The 16,135-nt window shown below is 36.6% G+C and carries 24 protein-coding genes; 3 read left to right on the top strand and 21 right to left on the bottom strand.

The features are described from left to right. The 18 genes from rpsH to COB47_RS04165 all read right to left on the bottom strand — a co-directional run bounded on the left by rpsH (position 1) and on the right by COB47_RS04165 (position 8,203). Positions 1 to 399 (bottom strand): 30S ribosomal protein S8, encoded by a 399-nt coding sequence (rpsH, locus tag COB47_RS04245; protein ID WP_013290163.1) that lies wholly within the window; start codon positions 397 to 399, stop codon positions 1 to 3. Positions 400 to 426: 27 nt separating this feature from the next. Next, positions 427 to 612 (bottom strand): type Z 30S ribosomal protein S14, encoded by a 186-nt coding sequence (locus COB47_RS04240; protein WP_011917778.1) that lies wholly within the window; start codon positions 610 to 612, stop codon positions 427 to 429. 23 nt (positions 613 to 635) lie between these two features. Beyond that, positions 636 to 1,178, bottom strand: a complete 543-nt coding sequence (gene rplE, locus COB47_RS04235; RefSeq protein WP_013290162.1) for a 50S ribosomal protein L5 — start codon at positions 1,176 to 1,178, stop codon at positions 636 to 638. A 29-nt stretch (positions 1,179 to 1,207) separates the two neighbouring features. Beyond that, positions 1,208 to 1,540, bottom strand: a complete 333-nt coding sequence (gene rplX, locus COB47_RS04230; RefSeq protein ID WP_013290161.1) for a 50S ribosomal protein L24 — start codon at positions 1,538 to 1,540, stop codon at positions 1,208 to 1,210. A gap of 22 nt (positions 1,541 to 1,562) precedes the next feature. After that, positions 1,563 to 1,931 carry a 50S ribosomal protein L14 gene (gene rplN / locus COB47_RS04225; protein ID WP_013290160.1) on the bottom strand — a complete coding sequence of 123 codons (369 nt, stop codon included), beginning with the start codon at positions 1,929 to 1,931 and terminating at the stop codon, positions 1,563 to 1,565. Positions 1,932 to 1,978: 47 nt separating this feature from the next. Further along, entirely contained in the window at positions 1,979 to 2,239 is a 261-nt protein-coding gene (gene rpsQ, locus COB47_RS04220) for a 30S ribosomal protein S17 (RefSeq protein WP_013290159.1), read from the bottom strand. A 28-nt stretch (positions 2,240 to 2,267) separates the two neighbouring features. Beyond that, on the bottom strand, positions 2,268 to 2,486 hold the full coding sequence (gene rpmC / locus COB47_RS04215) for a 50S ribosomal protein L29 (RefSeq protein ID WP_013290158.1): 219 nt from the start codon (positions 2,484 to 2,486) through the stop codon (positions 2,268 to 2,270). Next, positions 2,473 to 2,916 (bottom strand): 50S ribosomal protein L16, encoded by a 444-nt coding sequence (gene rplP / locus COB47_RS04210; RefSeq protein ID WP_013290157.1) that lies wholly within the window; start codon positions 2,914 to 2,916, stop codon positions 2,473 to 2,475. Before rplP ends, rpmC begins: the two co-directional genes overlap by 14 nt. Beyond that, complete coding sequence (rpsC, locus tag COB47_RS04205; protein WP_013290156.1) at positions 2,916 to 3,584, bottom strand: 30S ribosomal protein S3; 669 nt, start codon at positions 3,582 to 3,584, stop codon at positions 2,916 to 2,918. The genes rplP and rpsC overlap by 1 nt, the downstream gene beginning before the upstream one ends. A 22-nt stretch (positions 3,585 to 3,606) precedes the next feature. Then, a complete protein-coding gene (gene rplV, locus COB47_RS04200; protein WP_013290155.1) occupies positions 3,607 to 3,969 on the bottom strand; it encodes a 50S ribosomal protein L22 in 363 nt (120 codons plus the stop codon). 59 nt (positions 3,970 to 4,028) lie between these two features. After that, complete coding sequence (gene rpsS, locus COB47_RS04195) at positions 4,029 to 4,313, bottom strand: 30S ribosomal protein S19 (RefSeq protein ID WP_013290154.1); 285 nt, start codon at positions 4,311 to 4,313, stop codon at positions 4,029 to 4,031. Positions 4,314 to 4,360: 47 nt separating this feature from the next. Beyond that, the gene (gene rplB, locus COB47_RS04190) at positions 4,361 to 5,191 is read right to left on the bottom strand and encodes a 50S ribosomal protein L2 (protein ID WP_013290153.1); all 831 of its coding nucleotides are present in this window, start codon (positions 5,189 to 5,191) and stop codon (positions 4,361 to 4,363) included. A 38-nt stretch (positions 5,192 to 5,229) separates the two neighbouring features. Then, on the bottom strand, positions 5,230 to 5,520 hold the full coding sequence (rplW, locus tag COB47_RS04185; RefSeq protein WP_013290152.1) for a 50S ribosomal protein L23: 291 nt from the start codon (positions 5,518 to 5,520) through the stop codon (positions 5,230 to 5,232). Between the two features lies 1 nt (position 5,521). Then, positions 5,522 to 6,148: a 50S ribosomal protein L4 gene (rplD, locus tag COB47_RS04180; RefSeq protein ID WP_013290151.1), complete on the bottom strand. Its 627-nt coding sequence runs from the start codon at positions 6,146 to 6,148 to the stop codon at positions 5,522 to 5,524. Positions 6,149 to 6,177: 29 nt separating this feature from the next. Beyond that, positions 6,178 to 6,810, bottom strand: a complete 633-nt coding sequence (rplC, locus tag COB47_RS04175) for a 50S ribosomal protein L3 (protein WP_013290150.1) — start codon at positions 6,808 to 6,810, stop codon at positions 6,178 to 6,180. Between the two features lie 6 nt (positions 6,811 to 6,816). Continuing rightward, on the bottom strand, positions 6,817 to 7,137 hold the full coding sequence (gene rpsJ / locus COB47_RS04170) for a 30S ribosomal protein S10 (RefSeq protein ID WP_013290149.1): 321 nt from the start codon (positions 7,135 to 7,137) through the stop codon (positions 6,817 to 6,819). Positions 7,138 to 7,475: 338 nt separating this feature from the next. After that, complete coding sequence (locus COB47_RS12275) at positions 7,476 to 7,637, bottom strand: hypothetical protein (RefSeq protein ID WP_011917794.1); 162 nt, start codon at positions 7,635 to 7,637, stop codon at positions 7,476 to 7,478. 59 nt (positions 7,638 to 7,696) lie between these two features. Next, a complete protein-coding gene (locus COB47_RS04165) occupies positions 7,697 to 8,203 on the bottom strand; it encodes a ferritin-like domain-containing protein (protein ID WP_013290148.1) in 507 nt (168 codons plus the stop codon). 213 nt (positions 8,204 to 8,416) lie between these two features. Here COB47_RS04165 and COB47_RS04160 point away from each other — a divergent pair, with 213 nt between their 5' ends. After that, a complete protein-coding gene (locus tag COB47_RS04160) occupies positions 8,417 to 9,595 on the top strand; it encodes an HD-GYP domain-containing protein (protein WP_013290147.1) in 1,179 nt (392 codons plus the stop codon). A gap of 6 nt (positions 9,596 to 9,601) precedes the next feature. On the opposite strand, the gene COB47_RS04155 is transcribed toward COB47_RS04160, so the two are convergent. Both COB47_RS04155 and COB47_RS04150 read right to left on the bottom strand, forming a co-directional pair. Next, positions 9,602 to 10,966 carry a sensor histidine kinase gene (locus tag COB47_RS04155; protein ID WP_013290146.1) on the bottom strand — a complete coding sequence of 455 codons (1,365 nt, stop codon included), beginning with the start codon at positions 10,964 to 10,966 and terminating at the stop codon, positions 9,602 to 9,604. Beyond that, positions 10,950 to 11,654, bottom strand: coding sequence for a response regulator transcription factor (locus COB47_RS04150; protein ID WP_013290145.1), 705 nt, complete (start codon positions 11,652 to 11,654; stop codon positions 10,950 to 10,952). Before COB47_RS04150 ends, COB47_RS04155 begins: the two co-directional genes overlap by 17 nt. A 141-nt stretch (positions 11,655 to 11,795) precedes the next feature. On the opposite strand from COB47_RS04150, the gene COB47_RS04145 reads away from it, so the two are divergent. Then, entirely contained in the window at positions 11,796 to 13,187 is a 1,392-nt protein-coding gene (locus COB47_RS04145) for a phosphoglucomutase/phosphomannomutase family protein (RefSeq protein ID WP_013290144.1), read from the top strand. A gap of 41 nt (positions 13,188 to 13,228) precedes the next feature. On the opposite strand, the gene COB47_RS04140 is transcribed toward COB47_RS04145, so the two are convergent. Further along, the gene (locus COB47_RS04140) at positions 13,229 to 14,656 is read right to left on the bottom strand and encodes an aminopeptidase (protein WP_013290143.1); all 1,428 of its coding nucleotides are present in this window, start codon (positions 14,654 to 14,656) and stop codon (positions 13,229 to 13,231) included. Between the two features lie 216 nt (positions 14,657 to 14,872). Between COB47_RS04140 and COB47_RS04135 the strand changes: the two genes are divergently transcribed. Next, on the top strand, positions 14,873 to 16,087 hold the full coding sequence (locus tag COB47_RS04135) for an Nramp family divalent metal transporter (protein WP_013290142.1): 1,215 nt from the start codon (positions 14,873 to 14,875) through the stop codon (positions 16,085 to 16,087). Positions 16,088 to 16,135 lie beyond the last annotated feature (48 nt).

Here is a 16,135-nt window from a genome sequence, read left to right as displayed (position 1 = left end):
TTACCACACGTAGCAGAGAACCTCTCCGCCAACTCCTTCTTTCCTTGCCTTTTTATCTGTCATTATTCCCTTTGATGTAGAAATAATAGCAATACCAAGTCCTCCAAGTACTCTTGGAAGTTCATCTTTCCCAGCATAAACCCTTCTTCCTGGTTTTGATATCCTCTTGAGTCCTGTTATTGCTCTTTCTTTATTAGGACCATATTTTAATCTAATTCTTATAATTCCATTTTTTCCATCATCAATTATCTCATAATCTTTTATAAACCCTTCTTCTAACAAAATCTGGGCTATTGCTTTCTTCATTTTGGATGCTGGAATATCTACAACTTCATGGCGAGCATTGTTTGCATTTCTAATACGTGTGAGCATATCTGCAATCGGGTCTATAACGTACATCTTATTACCTCCTTCCGAATTAAAAAATTACCAGCTCGCTTTCTTAACACCCGGTATCTCTCCATTGTGAGCAAGCTTTCTAAAACAAAGTCTGCAAACACCAAATTTTCTCAAATACGCTCTTGGACGTCCACATATTTTGCATCTATTATAATACCTTGTAGAAAACTTTTGAGGTCTTTGCTGTTTTATAATAAGAGCTTTCCTTGCCATTCATATACCTCCTCTTTCATTTCTTAGCTTGCAAACGGCATCCCTAAAAGTCTTAAAAGCTCTTTAGCTTCTTCGTCAGTTTTTGCTGAGGTTACAATAGTAACTTCAAGTCCTCTTATCTTGTCTACCTTGTCATAATCAATCTCAGGAAAAACAAGCTGTTCTTTAAATCCTATTGAATAATTCCCTCGACCATCGAAAGACTTATCTGATACACCCCTGAAGTCTCTCACTCTTGGAAGAGCAAGATTTATCATCTTATCTAAAAACTCATACATTCTATCGCCTCTTAACGTTACCATGCAGCCAATGGGCATACCTTTTCTTAGCTTGAAGTTTGCTATAGATTTTTTAGCACGTGTAACTACTGGCTTCTGACCAGTAATAGCCATCAAATCATTTACTGCTGCTTCTAAAGCCTTAGGATTGTCCTTACCTTCTCCAAGTCCAATGTTTACAACAATCTTTGCAAGTCTTGGCACTTGCATAACATTTTTGTATCCGAACTTTTGCATCATCGCAGGAACAACTTCCTGAAAATACTTTTCTTTGAGTCTTGGTGCCATGAACAATTTACCTCCCTTCACTTTGCCAATTAGTCAATTATCTCACCACATTTTTTGCATGTTCTGACCTTTCTTTCTTCTTCACCTTCTTGAATGAATCTGTGACCAATCCTCGTTGGTTTGCCACACTTTGGACATACAAGCATAACCTTGCACGCCCAAATTGGTGCTTCTTGTGTTATTATACCACCCTGTGGCATTTTCGGATTTGGTCTTACATGCTTTTTAACTATATTGACGCCTTCAACTACTACTTTTTTGTCTTTTGGCAATACTGTAAGTACTTTGCCTTGTTTGCCTTTATATTTGCCAGAGATAACTACAACAGTATCACCTTTTTTTACATGAACCTTGTTCGGCATAACCTTCCCTCCTCAAAATAGCTTATAGAACTTCTGGTGCAAGAGATACTATCTTCATAAAATCCTTATCTCTAAGTTCTCTTGCAACAGGTCCAAAAATACGTGTTCCTCTTGGAGTTCCATCTTCTCTTATCAAAACTGCAGCATTGTCATCAAACCTTATATATGTCCCGTCCTCTCTTCTTACGCCTTTGCGTGTTCTGACAATAACTGCTTTTACAACATCACCTTTTTTTACAACGCCACCTGGTGTTGCATCTTTAACAGAACAAACTATTACATCTCCTATATTTGCAAACTTTCTATTCGAACCTCCTAAAACTCTTATACACATTACTTCTTTAGCACCTGTGTTGTCAGCAACCTTCAGCCTTGACTGTGGTTGGATCATCTTTTATTTCCCCTCCTTTAAAAAGCTAAGCTGTTTTCGACTATTTGTTATTTTGCTCTTTCTAAAATCTGAACAACTCTCCATCTCTTTTCTTTGGAAAGTGGTCTTGTCTCCATAATCAAAACCTTATCTCCAACTCTGCATTCATTGTTTTCATCATGAGCTTTGAACTTTGTTGTTCTCTTCATAGTCTTTTTATAAAGAGGATGCTGAACAAGCGTTTCTACAGCAACTACTACAGTTTTGTCCATTTTGTCACTTACAACAACACCAACCCTCGTTTTTCTCATACCTCTTTTTTGCTCCACTTATATTCCCTCCTCACTTAGTTCTGCATTATTTTGCATTTTTATTTGCTCTTTCTTGTTCAAGTTCTCTTTCTCTCATTATTGTCTTTATTCTTGCAATTGTTCTTTTTACCTCACGAATTCTCATAGGATTTTCAAGTTGATTTGTTGCAAGCTGGAACCTCAAATTGAACAGTTCCCTCTTTAATTTCTTAAGCTCATTATGGAGCTCTTGTGTTGTCATCTCTCTAATCTTAGACGCCTTCATTTGCCTCACCACCCACTTTAGCTTCTTCTCTTGAAACAATTTTGCATTTAATAGGCAGTTTGTGTATTGCTAATCTCAAAGCTTCTTTTGCAACCTCTTCATCAACACCGCCAACTTCAAACATCACTCTACCAGGCTTTACAACTGCAACCCAGTACTCAGGCGAACCTTTACCAGAACCCATACGAGTTTCTGCTGGTTTTTTTGTAACAGGTTTATCAGGAAATATCTTAATCCATACCTTTCCGCCTCTTTTTATATGTCTTGCGATCGCAACTCTGGCTGCCTCAATCTGGTTGCTTGTAATCCAACCAGGTTCAAGCGCCATAATACCAAAATCACCATACGCAACAAAGTTACCTCTTGTAGCTTTTCCTTTCATTCTACCTCTTTGTTGTTTTCTCCACTTAACACGCTTTGGCATAAGCATTACTTATCTCCTCCTTTTTCAGAAGCTGCTACTTTCTGTGGAAGAATATCTCCTTTATAAATCCACGTCTTAACACCAATTCTACCATATGTTGTATGAGCTTCTGCAAAGCCGTAGTCGATATCTGCTCTGAGAGTTTGAAGAGGAATTCTTCCTTCCTTATACCATTCTGTTCTTGCAATGTCAGCCCCACCAAGTCTTCCTGATACCATTGTTTTGATACCTTTAGCACCGCTCCTTAAAGCCCTTGCCATTGCCTGTTTCATAGCCTTTCTGAATGAAACTCTCTTTTCAAGCTGAGCAGCAATGTTCTCAGCAACAAGTTGAGCGTCAAGTTCTGGAACTTTTATCTCTTTTATATCAAGCGAGATTGTCTTCCCACCTGTCAGTTTTTCAAGCTCTTTCCTGAGAGCTTCGACTCCAGAACCTGCTCTTCCAATAACAATACCTGGTTTTGCTGTATGGATGATAACTTTTACTCTCTTTGCTGCTCTTTCTATCTCAATCCTCGAAATACCTGCATTGTATAGTTTTTCTTTTATGTGACGTCTGATTTTATAATCTTCAAGGACATACTTATCAAAATCCTTATCATTTGCAAACCATCTTGAATCCCAGTCTCTTATAATTCCAAGCCTGAACCCCTTTGGATGAACCTTTTGACCCATTTATTTCCCTCCTTATCAAAAGTTACTCTCTTTCTTTTAGAACAACTGTGATATGGCTTGTTCTTTTTCTTATCAAAAACGCTCTTCCCTGTGCTCTTGGTCTAATCCTTTTTAGCATTGGACCACCATTTGCATAAATCTCTGCTATATAGAGCTTATCAACGTTCATATTGTGATTATTCTCTGCATTTGCAATTGCGCTCTTTACAAGCTTTTCTACTATTCTTGCAGCCCTTTTAGGTAAAAATTTTAAGATATTCAAAGCCTCATTTACAGGTTTATTTCTGATAAGATCAATTACAACTCTAACCTTTCTTGGCGATATCATAGCATATCTCAATGTTGCCGTTGCCTTCTTTACTTCTGTATTTGTTGCCTTTTCCAATAGCTTCTCCTCCCTTCTAAATCACAATTAAACTAAATTTACAAGAGCTTGCGAAAACTTTATTTCAAAGCTGTTGACCTCTCAGTATGATGACCATGACCTTTGAATGTTCTTGTCGGAGCAAACTCACCAAGTTTGTGTCCTACCATCTCTTCTGTGATATATACAGGAACATGTTTTCTGCCATCATATACAGCTATTGTATGGCCAACCATCTGCGGTAAAATTGTTGATCTTCTTGACCATGTCTTTATAACCTTTTTTTCATTATTCTGGTTCATCTTTTCGATCTTTTTTAAAAGTTTTGGGTCACAGTATGGACCTTTCTTCAAAGACCTTCCCACACTCAATCCCTCCTTAAGCAATCTTTATTATTAGAAGATTATGCATTTTATTTCCTTCTCTTGACAATAAACTTATCTGATGGTTTGTTCTTCTTTCTTGTTTTGTAACCAAGTGTTGGTTTACCCCATGGCGTAAGTGGCCCTGGATGACCAATTGGTGCCTTACCCTCACCACCACCGTGTGGATGGTCAACCGGGTTCATTGCCGAACCTCTAACTGTAGGTCTTATACCCATCCATCTTTTACGACCTGCTTTTCCTATTCTGACATTTTCATGGTCTAAGTTGCCAACCTGACCAATTGTAGCCCTGCACTCTTGGCTCACATACCTCAGCTCACCAGACGGAAGCTTTATCAGAGCATATTTGCCTTCCTTTGCCATGAGCTGAGCAACACTACCTGCTGAACGGCAAAGCTGTGCTCCTTTTCCTGGCATAAGTTCAATGTTGTGTATCATTGTACCAACAGGAATATTTTTCAGAGGCAATGCATTTCCAACCTTAATATCTGCATCTGGACCAGACATAACGGTGTCTCCAACTTTCAAACCTTCCGGAGCTATGATATATCTTCTTTCACCATCAGCATAGCACAAAAGCGCCAGAAAAGCTGTTCTGTTTGGATCATATTCAATTGCCTCAACCTTTGCAGGAATTCCATCTTTGTCTCTTTTGAAATCTACAATTCTTATTTTCTTCTTATGTCCGCCTCCTCTGTGACGAACAGTTATTCTACCTTGGTTGTTTCTACCTGCCCATTTCTTTTCTGTAAAAACCAATGATTTTTCAGGTTCTGTCTTGGTAATAATCTCTTTATAGTTTAGAACCGATGCATTTCTTCGTCCTGGTGATGTAGGCTTGTAGACTATTATACCCACCTTTGTTTCCCTCCTTAAACTCAGCATTTATATTGGTGTTAGATTAAGCTGTCGAAAAACTCTATTGTTTTGCTCTTATCTGTCAACTTCACAATTGCTTTTTTCCACGCCTTTGTCCTTCCTTCAAATCTTCCCATTCTTTTTCTCTTCGGTTTTACATTCATTGTCCATACTTTTTCAACCTCAACACCAAAAAGCTGCTCAACAGCTTTCTTTATCTCAATCTTGTTAGCTCTTCTATCAACCTCAAATGTGTATTTTTTCTGAGGAATCATGCTCATGCTCTTTTCTGTAATTATAGGTCTTTTGATTATTTCCTCTGGCAACATATTATGCGTACACCTCCTCAACTTTCTTTACAGCATCCTGGAGGATGACAAACTTGTCATATTTGAGTATGTCAAATACATTTAAGTTGCCAACCTGCAAAGTTTTTACCTCTGGGATATTTCTTGTTGACTTTTGCAAATACTCATTCTTCTCAGGAATGACAATTAGCGCTTTTTGATTTTCAAGTCCCAAGTTCTTCAAAACTCTTAAAACCTCTTTTGTCTTGTACTGGTTCATATCCCACCTGTCAAGCACTATAAGATTGTTCTCTTTCACCTTTGATGACAGCGCACACTTGAGAGCAAGTCTTCTTACCTTCTTTGGCAAGTCTATTGAAAAATCTCTTGGCTTTTTAGCAAATACAACGCCACCTTTTCTCCATGTTGGAGCTCTGATAGATCCTTGTCTTGCCCTACCTGTCCCTTTTTGTCTCCAAGGTTTTCTCCCACCACCACGAACCTCAGCTCTTGTCTTTGCAGCAAATGTTCCTTGACGCCTGTTTGCTAAGTGTGCAACAACAGCTTGGTGCAAAACATGAGTATTTATTGGCACGTTGAAAATTGAGTCATTAAGCTCAATCTCACCAATCTGCTGTCCTTCTATATTATAAACCGGCACCTTTGCCATTCTGTTTCCTCCTTCCTAAAACTTAAAGCTTATTTGCTTTTGACAGAATCTCTGATGATTAAAAGCGAATTCTTGTTACCTGGAACACTTCCTTTAACAAGAAGCAAATTTCTGTCTGGGTCAACCTTTACAACCTGCAAGTTTAAAACTGTAACTCTTTCACCACCCATTCTACCAGGCATTTTCTTGCCAGGGAATGTTCTTGCAGGGAATGTGTTTGAACCCATTGAACCAACTCTTCTGTGGTACATGGAACCATGGCTCATAGGACCTCTTTGCTGACCGTGTCTTTTAATAACACCCTGAAATCCTTTTGCCTTTGAAATACCTGTAACATCTACTCTTTCGCCCGGCTGGAAAATATCGACTCTTATTTCCTGCCCAACCTCATACTTGTCTGCATCTTTAAGTCTCAGCTCTCTTAAATATCTCTTTGGTTTTACGCCATGTTTTGCAAAGTGACCTCTTAGCGGCTTGTTGAGCTTGCTTTCTTTTATATCCTCAAAACCAACTTGAATTGCAGAATAACCATCTTTTTCAACCGTCTTTTTCTGAACAACCACGCATGGTCCTGCCTCAATCACAGTAACAGGTATTACTCTTCCTTCTTCATCAAATACCTGAGTCATACCTATTTTCTTGCCAAGTATTCCTTTTGTCATTTATATTTACACCTCCTTCAGCTTGATCTCGATGTCCACACCTGCTGGAAGTTCAACACGCATTAGTGCATCTACAGTTTTTTGTGTGGGTTTGATTATGTCAATAAGTCTTTTGTGAGTTTTGATCTCAAATTGTTCACGTGAATCTTTGTACTTGTGTGGAGCTCTGATGATTGTAATTACCTCTCTGTCTGTCGGCAACGGAACTGGACCTGATACCTCTGCCCCTGTGTTTTTAGCTGTCTCTACTATCTTTTTTGCTGACTGCTCTAAAAGCTTGTAATCAAATGATTTCAGCTTAATTCGCATTCTCTGTGCTTTTGACATACATTCCCCTCCTCTAAAATAATGTGATTCTAAGATCTTTCAAACTATTTGCGACAGGGGAACTTTGCAACTTAGCCGTGTGTGTCCACAACCTTTATATAAAAATACCCGGAGTTTTTCCTTCTCGGGCATGAAAACACCGGGCATGAAATATTCTTTCACACCTTCCCCGTGTCGCCCGTCTCAAAGGACAAGACATACTCAGCAAAAATTCCCTGCAAAGTGGCTTTGCACCTTGCAGCAACCTTTTGCCTCATCGCAGCATATGAACATTATTTTTCACCCACACAACGACTTTATAATTTTATAATAAAAAAAGGCGGTTTGCAAGAGAAATTTTAATAAGTTGCCCCGCCTTCTTGATAGATTTTTTTAATTAGCTCAACATCAACTTCATCAGCCTTTACAAAATGGTTTGGTTCAGCACCACAGTATGGACACGGGGAATTTAAATCTACAATTTCATAACCACAAATACCACACACATATTTTTCTTGCATATTAAAATTCCCTCCTCAGTATATTGTACTTCTTTTGTTATTTATTTAATACCCACAAATCAAAACTTTCTATCAAGATAATCTTTTAACAATTTTATGTGTTTTTCCTCATCCAAAATTATTCTTTCCAATAGCTTTTTGATGTACCTGTCATCTATCATTTCAATGTGTCTCTTGTAATTCTTGATAGCCTCTTTCTCGGATTGGATATCAATCTTTATCATATCTTTTAAATCTTTATCGTAGTTTACAAAGTATCCATTCCAGTACTGGCCATAGGTTGTGTAAGAACCTCTGTACTTTGGCAAGGCACCGAGCAGATAAATTGTGGTACCCAGAAGGTCCAAGTGTTTCATCTCAACCTGGGCAATGCCAATTATGAGGTCTGCAAAATCTCTGTGTTTTACATCGCTTATAAAATGCTGATACGAATACAAAGCAATTGCGGTAAACTCACTTGAGTATCCTGCATAGTCATCAAGCAGAATCTCTGCATAGTGTCTATTGGGTTCTTCTACTTTTGGTTCAGGATAAGGTGCGTCATATGCAAATTTGGTCCAATCCATTTTAAACTTGTTACCTCCTACTCTCAATACTTTTTGTTTTAATACATTATATTGCCGAGAAAAGTTTTTGGTACCTGTGAAAAAAACTCTTCAAAAATATTCACAAAAAACTATGTGCAATTTTAAAAAAAATTTAGTAGGGATTTTTTTAATGTTGATGTATAATCAAATATGTCAAAGATATTTTCTGTCAAAGGGTGGCTGAACTGTTCTATGAAAATCAGTGTAGGAAATCTTCTTTCAGCTATTTCACATCTCATCGATATAGCTCAAGGAAGAAGAGAACATGCTCCAAAGGTTACATATATTTCTTTGCAGCTTTCACATATTTTAGGGCTTAAACCTCTTGAAAAAAAGAAGATATACTATGCAGCTTTTTTTCACGACATAGGAATAACAGTTGCAGATAAAAAATTTATTACATCCCATATTGATCCGGATCTTGCTAAAAACCATTGTCTACTTGGTTATGAATTTTTACAAAAACTCCCTTTGGATAAAGATATTGCGGAGTTTGTAAAATATCATCACGAGTTTTATAACGGATCTGGTGCATTTGGATATGACCACTCGACCACACCATTTGTTTCTCAGATTATAAACTTTGCTGACCAGATTGACATTGCCTTAGATTTTTCAAACCCGTACTATCAACAGATTGATGAGATAACAAATTGGGTGTTGAAAAAGAAAGGTGTACTTTTTAACCCCATCATTGTTGAAGCTTTTTTAGAACTTGCACAAAAAGATAGATTCTGGCTGGACCTTTATAACCCTCATTTAAGACAGATTATCATGGCCTTATCACTTGAAGATGAGGTTTACTTTGACATAGAGCAGATGCTCAAGTTTTCTGAAGCAATATCTTTACTTATCGACAACAAAAGTCCTTTTACCCATGTTCACTCCCAGCAGCTTTCACAAACAGTTTATACAATCGCTAAAATTATGGGGCTGAATAGTGAAATGGCAAACAAACTTAAAATTGCTGGTTACCTTCACGATATTGGCAAAATGGTCGTTCCAAATGAAATCCTCAACAAAGAAGGAAAGCTAACAAAAGAGGAGTTTTATATTATAAAGTCTCATCCGTATTATACAAAACTGATTCTTTCTCAAATTCCTGCCTTCAAAGACGACATTGCTAACTGGGCAGGAAATCACCACGAGAGAATAGACAGAAGTGGGTATCCCGAAAAACTCGGAAAAGATGAACTCTCGCTTTTAGACAGAATAGTAGGCATATGTGATGTCTATCAGGCTTTAATAGAGGATAGACCTTACCGCAGAGGACTTCCTCAATCTACAGCACTGACAATTATTTCTGATATGGTTAAAAATGGCTTATTTTTAGAAGAAGAATTTTTGCTTTTAAAAAGAGCAGTAAGCTAAAATCTCTTACTGCTCCTTATAAGTTTTTCCTCTTATTTTAAAGCGTGCGCCTTTTGATATTTTATTTTCAGCCTCTATTAAAAATCCATGTTTGTCAAATATAGCTTTTGCAATTGAAAGTCCCAGCCCGCTTTCACCCCTTTTACCTTTATAGAATCTTTCAAAGATTTTATCAATCTCTTCTTGCAAAAATCCCTCCCCATCATCCTCAATTGTCACTTCAAACTCATCTTTTTCAGATTTTATTTCAATTGTAACCTTATTTGCCGCATATCTTATGCAGTTTGAGATAATATTTGAAAAAGCTTCCTTTAATCTGAGCTTGTCGCAAATAACATACGTCTTTGTCTGCGGAGCAAATTCGATAGTTACTTCCTTAGAAAGCAAATAACCTTCATTCTCTAAAATAGCTTCAAAGATGACCTCTTCAAGCACACCTTTTTCAAAACTAAAATAGTTTTCAACAGATTCAATCTTTGTAAGGTCAATAATCTGGTTTATCAAACTTTTCAATCTGTCAACATGCCAAATTATTTTATCCGCAGCTGATTCCATCTTACTTTTATCTAAAATCCCTTCTTTTAGCATCTCTGCATATCCACGCACTGAGGTGAGAGGTGTTTTGAGTTCATGAGAGATGTTTTGTAAAAACCTTATCTGTGCCTGATTATACTCCTCAATCTTTTCGATAAGTCTGTTAAATTCAGTTGCAATCATGCCAATTTCATCATTTGTAGTTATCTCAACTTTTTTGTTAAACCTCAACTGTGAAGCCTGCTTTATTGCCTCCTTTAGTCGCAAAAGCCCTTCAATCATCTTTCGGGATATAAAGATAGCAACAGTAGCAGCAAATATACAGCTGAGTCCTGCTGTCTGTAAAATAAGTAGGAAGAATCGTTTCTTAAAATTCAAAACTCTTGCAAGATCAGCAATAATAATTACAAAAACACTTTTTGATTTTCCACCATATATTGTGAACAAACAAGGCTTTTCCTTAATGCTTCCCATCTCAAATCCATATTGGACATCTTTGTTCTCATCAAAAATTTTCATTATTTTTAGCCTTGTCTCCACATCTAACTCTTTGTTTGAATATTCTATTACACCATCACTGCTCACAATTACTATATAATCCTGCAAAATTTTTGATTCTAAGCTTTCAAAATAAGACTCAAATGGTTTTAAATCAATAGTGTTTCTGTTCTGGTTTGTAACAACAAATTCTATAAGCCTTGCAAAACGAAGGTTATCCTCTTTCATCTGGTCAATCAAATACTTTTCAAACCAGGCATAAAAGAGGGCAACAAAAACTACAAATATAAATAAGATTAAACCCATGTACGACAAATAAATTTTAATCTTTATACTCATCTTTTTTCTCCTCAATCTTGTATCCTAAACCCCACATTGTCTTTATCTCAACAGGCAGGTTATACTGCAAAATCTTTTTCCTGAGTCTTTTGATAACATCATCAACCATCCTTTCGTCATAAAGAGCAGGGTTCCCCCATATTCTTTCTAATATATAACTTCTCTTTAAAACCTTAGTCGACTCTTTTAAAAGAAGTGCAAATGTTTCAAACTCCTTTGGTGAAAGTTCTATCTGTGTGTCATTATAAAAAACATTTCGCTGATTAAAATCAACCTTTATACCAAACGTTTCTATGACATTATCCTGTTTTATTGGACCTTTATTTACCCGTCGCAAAATTTTTTTTATTCTTGCTTCAAGTTCTGAAAGAGAAAACGGCTTTGATATGTAATCATCACTTCCAAGTTCAAGCCCCAAAACTTTGTCAAGCTCTTCTCCCTTCGCAGAGAGCATTATAATTGGTACATCGCTATTTTTTCTTATTCTTTTACAAATTTCATAACCATCAATGTCTGGGAGCATAATATCAAGTATAACTATATCAGGCTCACTTTTTTCAAATTCTCCTAAAAAACTCTCACCGCTTTCAAATGTCCTGACTGCATAGCCTTTTTGGGTTAAATATTCAGACACAAGTTCTAATATATCCTTTTCGTCATCGACCACATATACAGTGTATACAGGCATTTTTAAATTCCCTTTCTTTATAAAAATTTAGACAATTACTCTCAAATATTTGAAAAAATTCTGAAACTCTTGTATACTATATAGTGGTTCCAAGATTTATTATAGCACAATTATTACTTCTCTGCAGGAGGTGAAAAGTATATGATAAAATTCGGCACAGATGGCTGGAGAGCGATAATAAGCAAAGACTACACATTTGACAATGTAAAGATTGTTGCTCAGGCAATTGCCGATTATATTAAAGAAATTGACGATAAAAGACCTGTTTTGGTAGGTTATGATACAAGGTTTATGTCAGAAGAATATGCTCGTCTTTGTGCAGGGGTTCTTGTGGCAAATGGAATAAAAACATATCTTACGAAAAAGCCTACACCAACACCTGTTGTATCATTTACTGTCAAGAACATGAATTTAGCAGGAGCTATAATGATTACAGCAAGCCACAATCCGCCTCAGTGGAACGGTATAAAGTTTAAAGGTGATTATGGTGGGTCTGCTCTTCCTTCAATCATCGCCGAGATAGAAAAGCATTTATATAAAAATGAAGTAAAATTTGTTGAGCCAGAAAACAACAATCTCTTTTCTTATATAGATCCTGATAAAGATTATTTTGAACATATTGAAAAACTTGTTGACTTAAATCTCATAGCAAAATCCAAACCATTTGCAATAATCGACCCAATGCACGGCGCAGGAGTTGGATATGTTAAAACCTTATTAGAAAAATATGGCATCAAATATATTCAGATAAGAGATGAGCGAAACCCATACTTTGGAGGAGTCAATCCAGAACCTATTTATAAAAACCTTGGAAAATTGATTGATGCTGTTGTTCAAAACAACGCTGACATTGGCCTTGCAACAGACGGTGATGCAGATAGAGTTGGAGCTGTTGACGAAAAGGGCGAATTTATTGACTCGCACAGAATATATGCACTGCTTCTGAGACATTTAGTTGAAGTAAAAGGTTTGAAGGGTGGCGTTGTAAAAACATTTTCAACAACCAATATGGTTCCTATCTTGGCAAACAAGTACGGACTTAAAATATATGAAACACCTATTGGATTTAAGTATATCTGCGAACTTTTCTTGAAAGAAGATATTCTAATTGGCGGAGAAGAAAGTGGTGGTATTGGAATCAAAAATCATATACCTGAAAGAGATGGAATTTTGTGCAGTTTGTTGCTTCTTGAGATTATGGCTTATTATCAAAAACCTATTAGTCAAATACTTGATGAGTTATTTAAAGAAATAGGTTACCACTTTTATGACAGAGTTGACTTGCACCTGCCAAATGAAATCAAAGAAAAGACTTTAAAGGTGATTTCCCAAAACACAGAGTTTGCAGGCAGAAAGATTAAAGAGATTCAAACATTGGACGGCTATAAATATATCTTTGAAGATGACTCATGGATACTGTTCAGAGCCTCTGGCACAGAACCAGTTTTGAGAGTTTATACAGAACAGTTTACCAAAGAAGAAGTCAAAAGACTTTTAGATGAGGCTGTAAAACTTATAGAAAAAATGAAGTAAAAAGGGCTGTTGGAGCTGCAACCGCCAACAGCCCTTTCTTTTTAATCAAATCTTTTCAAAAATTCACTGTAAAACTTATATGTCATATACACATCAACCTTGCTTGTTATCTCAAATGTTGAGTGCATAGACAAAACTGGAACTCCTGAGTCTATTACATTTATCATTTTTCTTGCGATAAACATAGCAATTGTGCCGCCACCGCCTTGGTCAACCTTGCCTAAAAGACCTGTCTGCCAGCAGATGTTATTTGAATTCAGAAAGTTTCTGATTTTGCCCACATACTCTGCCGTTGCTTCAGAACCACTGTATTTGCCTCTAACTCCAGTATACTTTTCAATAGTAACACCATGACCAATTAATGTTGAATTTAACTTATCAAAAGCACCTTCATATGTTGGGTCAAGTGCTGCTGCAACATCGCCTGAAATTGCTGCTGAGTTTTCAAAACTAACAGCTAAATCAAGGCTACTTTCATATTCACCCAACGCCTTCAAAAGCTTTGCAACTGATATATCAAAAAAGCTTGCCTCAGCGCTTGATATTCCTACACTTCCTATCTCCTCTTTGTCAACCAAATAGACTATTGCAGTTTTCTCTGGAATTTCATCTATTGAAAATATACCTTCTGCTGCCAAAAAACTGCATGCTCTGTCATCTTGACCATATGCGCCAATCAAGCTTCTGTCAAGTCCTACATCGCGAGCCTTTGCAGCTGGCACAATTTCAATGTCAGCTGAAATAAAATCTTCTTCTGTTATTCCATACTCATCATTCAAAATTTTTAATATGTTCAGCTTAACTTTTTCTTTTACCTTCTCATCATTAAACGGCATACTTCCTATTAGCACGTTCAAGTTTTCGGCAGGAATTACCTCGCTTGCTTTTTTCTGAAGCTGTTCAGAAGATAAATGAACAAGAAGATCTGTTATATAAAAAACAGGGTCATTTTCGTCTTCGCCAATTGTAATCTTCACTTTAGAACCGTCACTTTTCACAACAACACCATGGATGCTAAGAGGCACATTTACCCAGTGATATTTTTTAATGCCACCATAGTAGTGTGTCTTCAAAAGTGCAAGTTCGTTTGATTCATATAGTGGCTTTGGTTTTAAATCAAGTCGTGGAGAATCTATATGGCTACCTATTAAATTAAACCCTTCCCTTAAAGGCTTTTTGCCTATATGAGCAAGTAAGATACTTTTGTTATTATTTACAAAATATACTTTATCCCCTGGCTTTAATTTTTGGATATTATTGTTAAATTCTATATAACCTTTTTCTTTAGCTCTTTCTACAAAATATTCAACAGCCTCTCTTTCTGTTTTTGCACAGTTTAAAAAGTGCTTATACTTTTCTGCTAAGTCAAAAACAAAAGGTTTTTCTTCTTCTTTTAAAACTTCCCATGCATTTTTAGAAGTGTAGAATAGCTTTTCGCAAAGCTCTTGGCCGTAAGATTTTTCGCTCATTTTCATACCCTCCAATGTTTTAATGTCGAATATTCAATGTTCTTATATTATAAATATTTTTCTGCTTCCCACAAACTATGATATCACAATCCTCTTTTTTTGGGTATTAATTTTAATATAAGAGTTTTAGAGTTAGAGATAAGATTATTTTGTCATTCACCACTTTAGAAGGTATTTCATAAAATTACAGAAGAAAGGTGTGAAAGGCAGCACAAAATGAAAAACGCAATGGAAATACTCAAATACATAGGACCAGGTCTACTTGTCACAGTGGGATTTATCGACCCTGGAAACTGGGCATCAAACGTGGCTGCTGGCAGTAGCTTTGGTTTAAAGCTTTTGTGGGTTGTACTTCTGTCAACAATAATTTTGATAGTGCTTCAGCATAACGCAGCCCATCTTGGCATTGCAACAGGTCTTTGCTTGGCTGAAGCAACTTCAATCTACCTCAATAAGTATCTTGCAATGGCTGTACTTTCATCTGCTATGCTGGCAACAGTTTCAACTGCTATGGCAGAGATTTTGGGTGGGGCAATTGCCCTTGAGATGCTTTTTAAAATCCCTATTAAGCTTGGGTGTTTAATCATTTTACCTTTTACCATATTCTTCTTGTTTTCTAACTCATATAAAAAGGTGGAAAGGTGGATAATTGCATTTGTATCGCTGATAGGTATTTCCTTTTTGATAGAGCTTTTCCTTGTAAAGGTTCCTGTAAAAGATGTTGTCTTTGGCTGGGTAACTCCAAGCATACCTTCTGGTTCCTTGGTTGTGGTTCTTTCAATACTTGGTGCGGTTGTTATGCCACATAATTTGTTTTTACACTCTGAAATAATTCAGAGCAGGCAGTGGAATACTCAAGACGAAAAGATAATAAAACATCAGTTAAAATTTGAATTTGTTGATACACTATTTTCAATGTTTATTGGATTTTTAATTAACAGTAGCATGATTATAATAGCTCACACAACATTTTACACAAAAGGTATCCTTGTTGAATCACTTCCACAGGCTCAGCAAATGTTAAAGCCTATTTTGGGAAACTTCTCAGCCACAATCTTTGCATTTGCTCTATTGCTCTCTGGTATTTCATCAAGTATCACAGCTGCGTTTACAGGTGGCACAATCATGGCAGGGTTCTATAGAAGACCTTATAACATTGAAGAGCTGCCAACCAAGATTGGAATCATCATTCCATTGGTTCTAGCATCCATCATCATACTTTTTATCTCAAATCCGTTCAAAGCTCTGATAATCTCACAGATGCTCTTGAGCTTACAGCTGCCAATTACAATCATTCTTCAAATTTACCTGACATCATCCAAAAAAGTCATGGGCAAGTTCGCAAACTCCTTAGCAGATAAAATAATTCTTTCGATTGTGGCAGCAGTTGTAATCGGACTTGATGTTTTTCTACTCATCACATCTTTATAAAAAATAAAAGTGGGCAGATGAAAGTAAAAACCCTTTGTCTGCCCACTT

Origin of the sequence: Caldicellulosiruptor obsidiansis OB47 (assembly GCF_000145215.1) — a bacterium.
In the GTDB taxonomy this organism is placed as follows: domain Bacteria; phylum Bacillota; class Thermoanaerobacteria; order Caldicellulosiruptorales; family Caldicellulosiruptoraceae; genus Caldicellulosiruptor; species Caldicellulosiruptor obsidiansis.
Note: the sequence above shows the minus strand (reverse complement) of the source record. Positions and strands in the feature narration are given on the sequence as shown.

Coding starts and splice junctions, on each gene's coding strand:
- rplX (WP_013290161.1), bottom strand. CDS start 1,540: ATGCCGAACAAGGTTCATGTAAAAAAAGGTGATACTGTTGTAGTTATC.
- rplP (WP_013290157.1), bottom strand. CDS start 2,916: ATGCTTATGCCAAAGCGTGTTAAGTGGAGAAAACAACAAAGAGGTAGA.
- rplW (WP_013290152.1), bottom strand. CDS start 5,520: ATGTTGCCAGAGGAAATAATCAAAAGACCTATAATTACAGAAAAGAGC.
- COB47_RS04165 (WP_013290148.1), bottom strand. CDS start 8,203: ATGGATTGGACCAAATTTGCATATGACGCACCTTATCCTGAACCAAAA.
- rplN (WP_013290160.1), bottom strand. CDS start 1,931: ATGATCCAACCACAGTCAAGGCTGAAGGTTGCTGACAACACAGGTGCT.
- COB47_RS04140 (WP_013290143.1), bottom strand. CDS start 14,656: ATGAGCGAAAAATCTTACGGCCAAGAGCTTTGCGAAAAGCTATTCTAC.
- rpmC (WP_013290158.1), bottom strand. CDS start 2,486: ATGAAGGCGTCTAAGATTAGAGAGATGACAACACAAGAGCTCCATAAT.
- COB47_RS04160 (WP_013290147.1), top strand. CDS start 8,417: ATGAAAATCAGTGTAGGAAATCTTCTTTCAGCTATTTCACATCTCATC.
- COB47_RS04150 (WP_013290145.1), bottom strand. CDS start 11,654: ATGCCTGTATACACTGTATATGTGGTCGATGACGAAAAGGATATATTA.
- rpsJ (WP_013290149.1), bottom strand. CDS start 7,137: ATGTCAAAAGCACAGAGAATGCGAATTAAGCTGAAATCATTTGATTAC.
- rplD (WP_013290151.1), bottom strand. CDS start 6,148: ATGGCAAAGGTGCCGGTTTATAATATAGAAGGACAGCAGATTGGTGAG.
- rpsH (WP_013290163.1), bottom strand. CDS start 399: ATGTACGTTATAGACCCGATTGCAGATATGCTCACACGTATTAGAAAT.
- rplE (WP_013290162.1), bottom strand. CDS start 1,178: ATGGCACCAAGACTCAAAGAAAAGTATTTTCAGGAAGTTGTTCCTGCG.
- COB47_RS04135 (WP_013290142.1), top strand. CDS start 14,873: ATGAAAAACGCAATGGAAATACTCAAATACATAGGACCAGGTCTACTT.
- COB47_RS12275 (WP_011917794.1), bottom strand. CDS start 7,637: ATGCAAGAAAAATATGTGTGTGGTATTTGTGGTTATGAAATTGTAGAT.
- rpsC (WP_013290156.1), bottom strand. CDS start 3,584: ATGGGTCAAAAGGTTCATCCAAAGGGGTTCAGGCTTGGAATTATAAGA.
- COB47_RS04155 (WP_013290146.1), bottom strand. CDS start 10,966: ATGAGTATAAAGATTAAAATTTATTTGTCGTACATGGGTTTAATCTTA.
- COB47_RS04145 (WP_013290144.1), top strand. CDS start 11,796: ATGATAAAATTCGGCACAGATGGCTGGAGAGCGATAATAAGCAAAGAC.
- COB47_RS04240 (WP_011917778.1), bottom strand. CDS start 612: ATGGCAAGGAAAGCTCTTATTATAAAACAGCAAAGACCTCAAAAGTTT.
- rplC (WP_013290150.1), bottom strand. CDS start 6,810: ATGACAAAAGGAATACTTGGCAAGAAAATAGGTATGACTCAGGTATTT.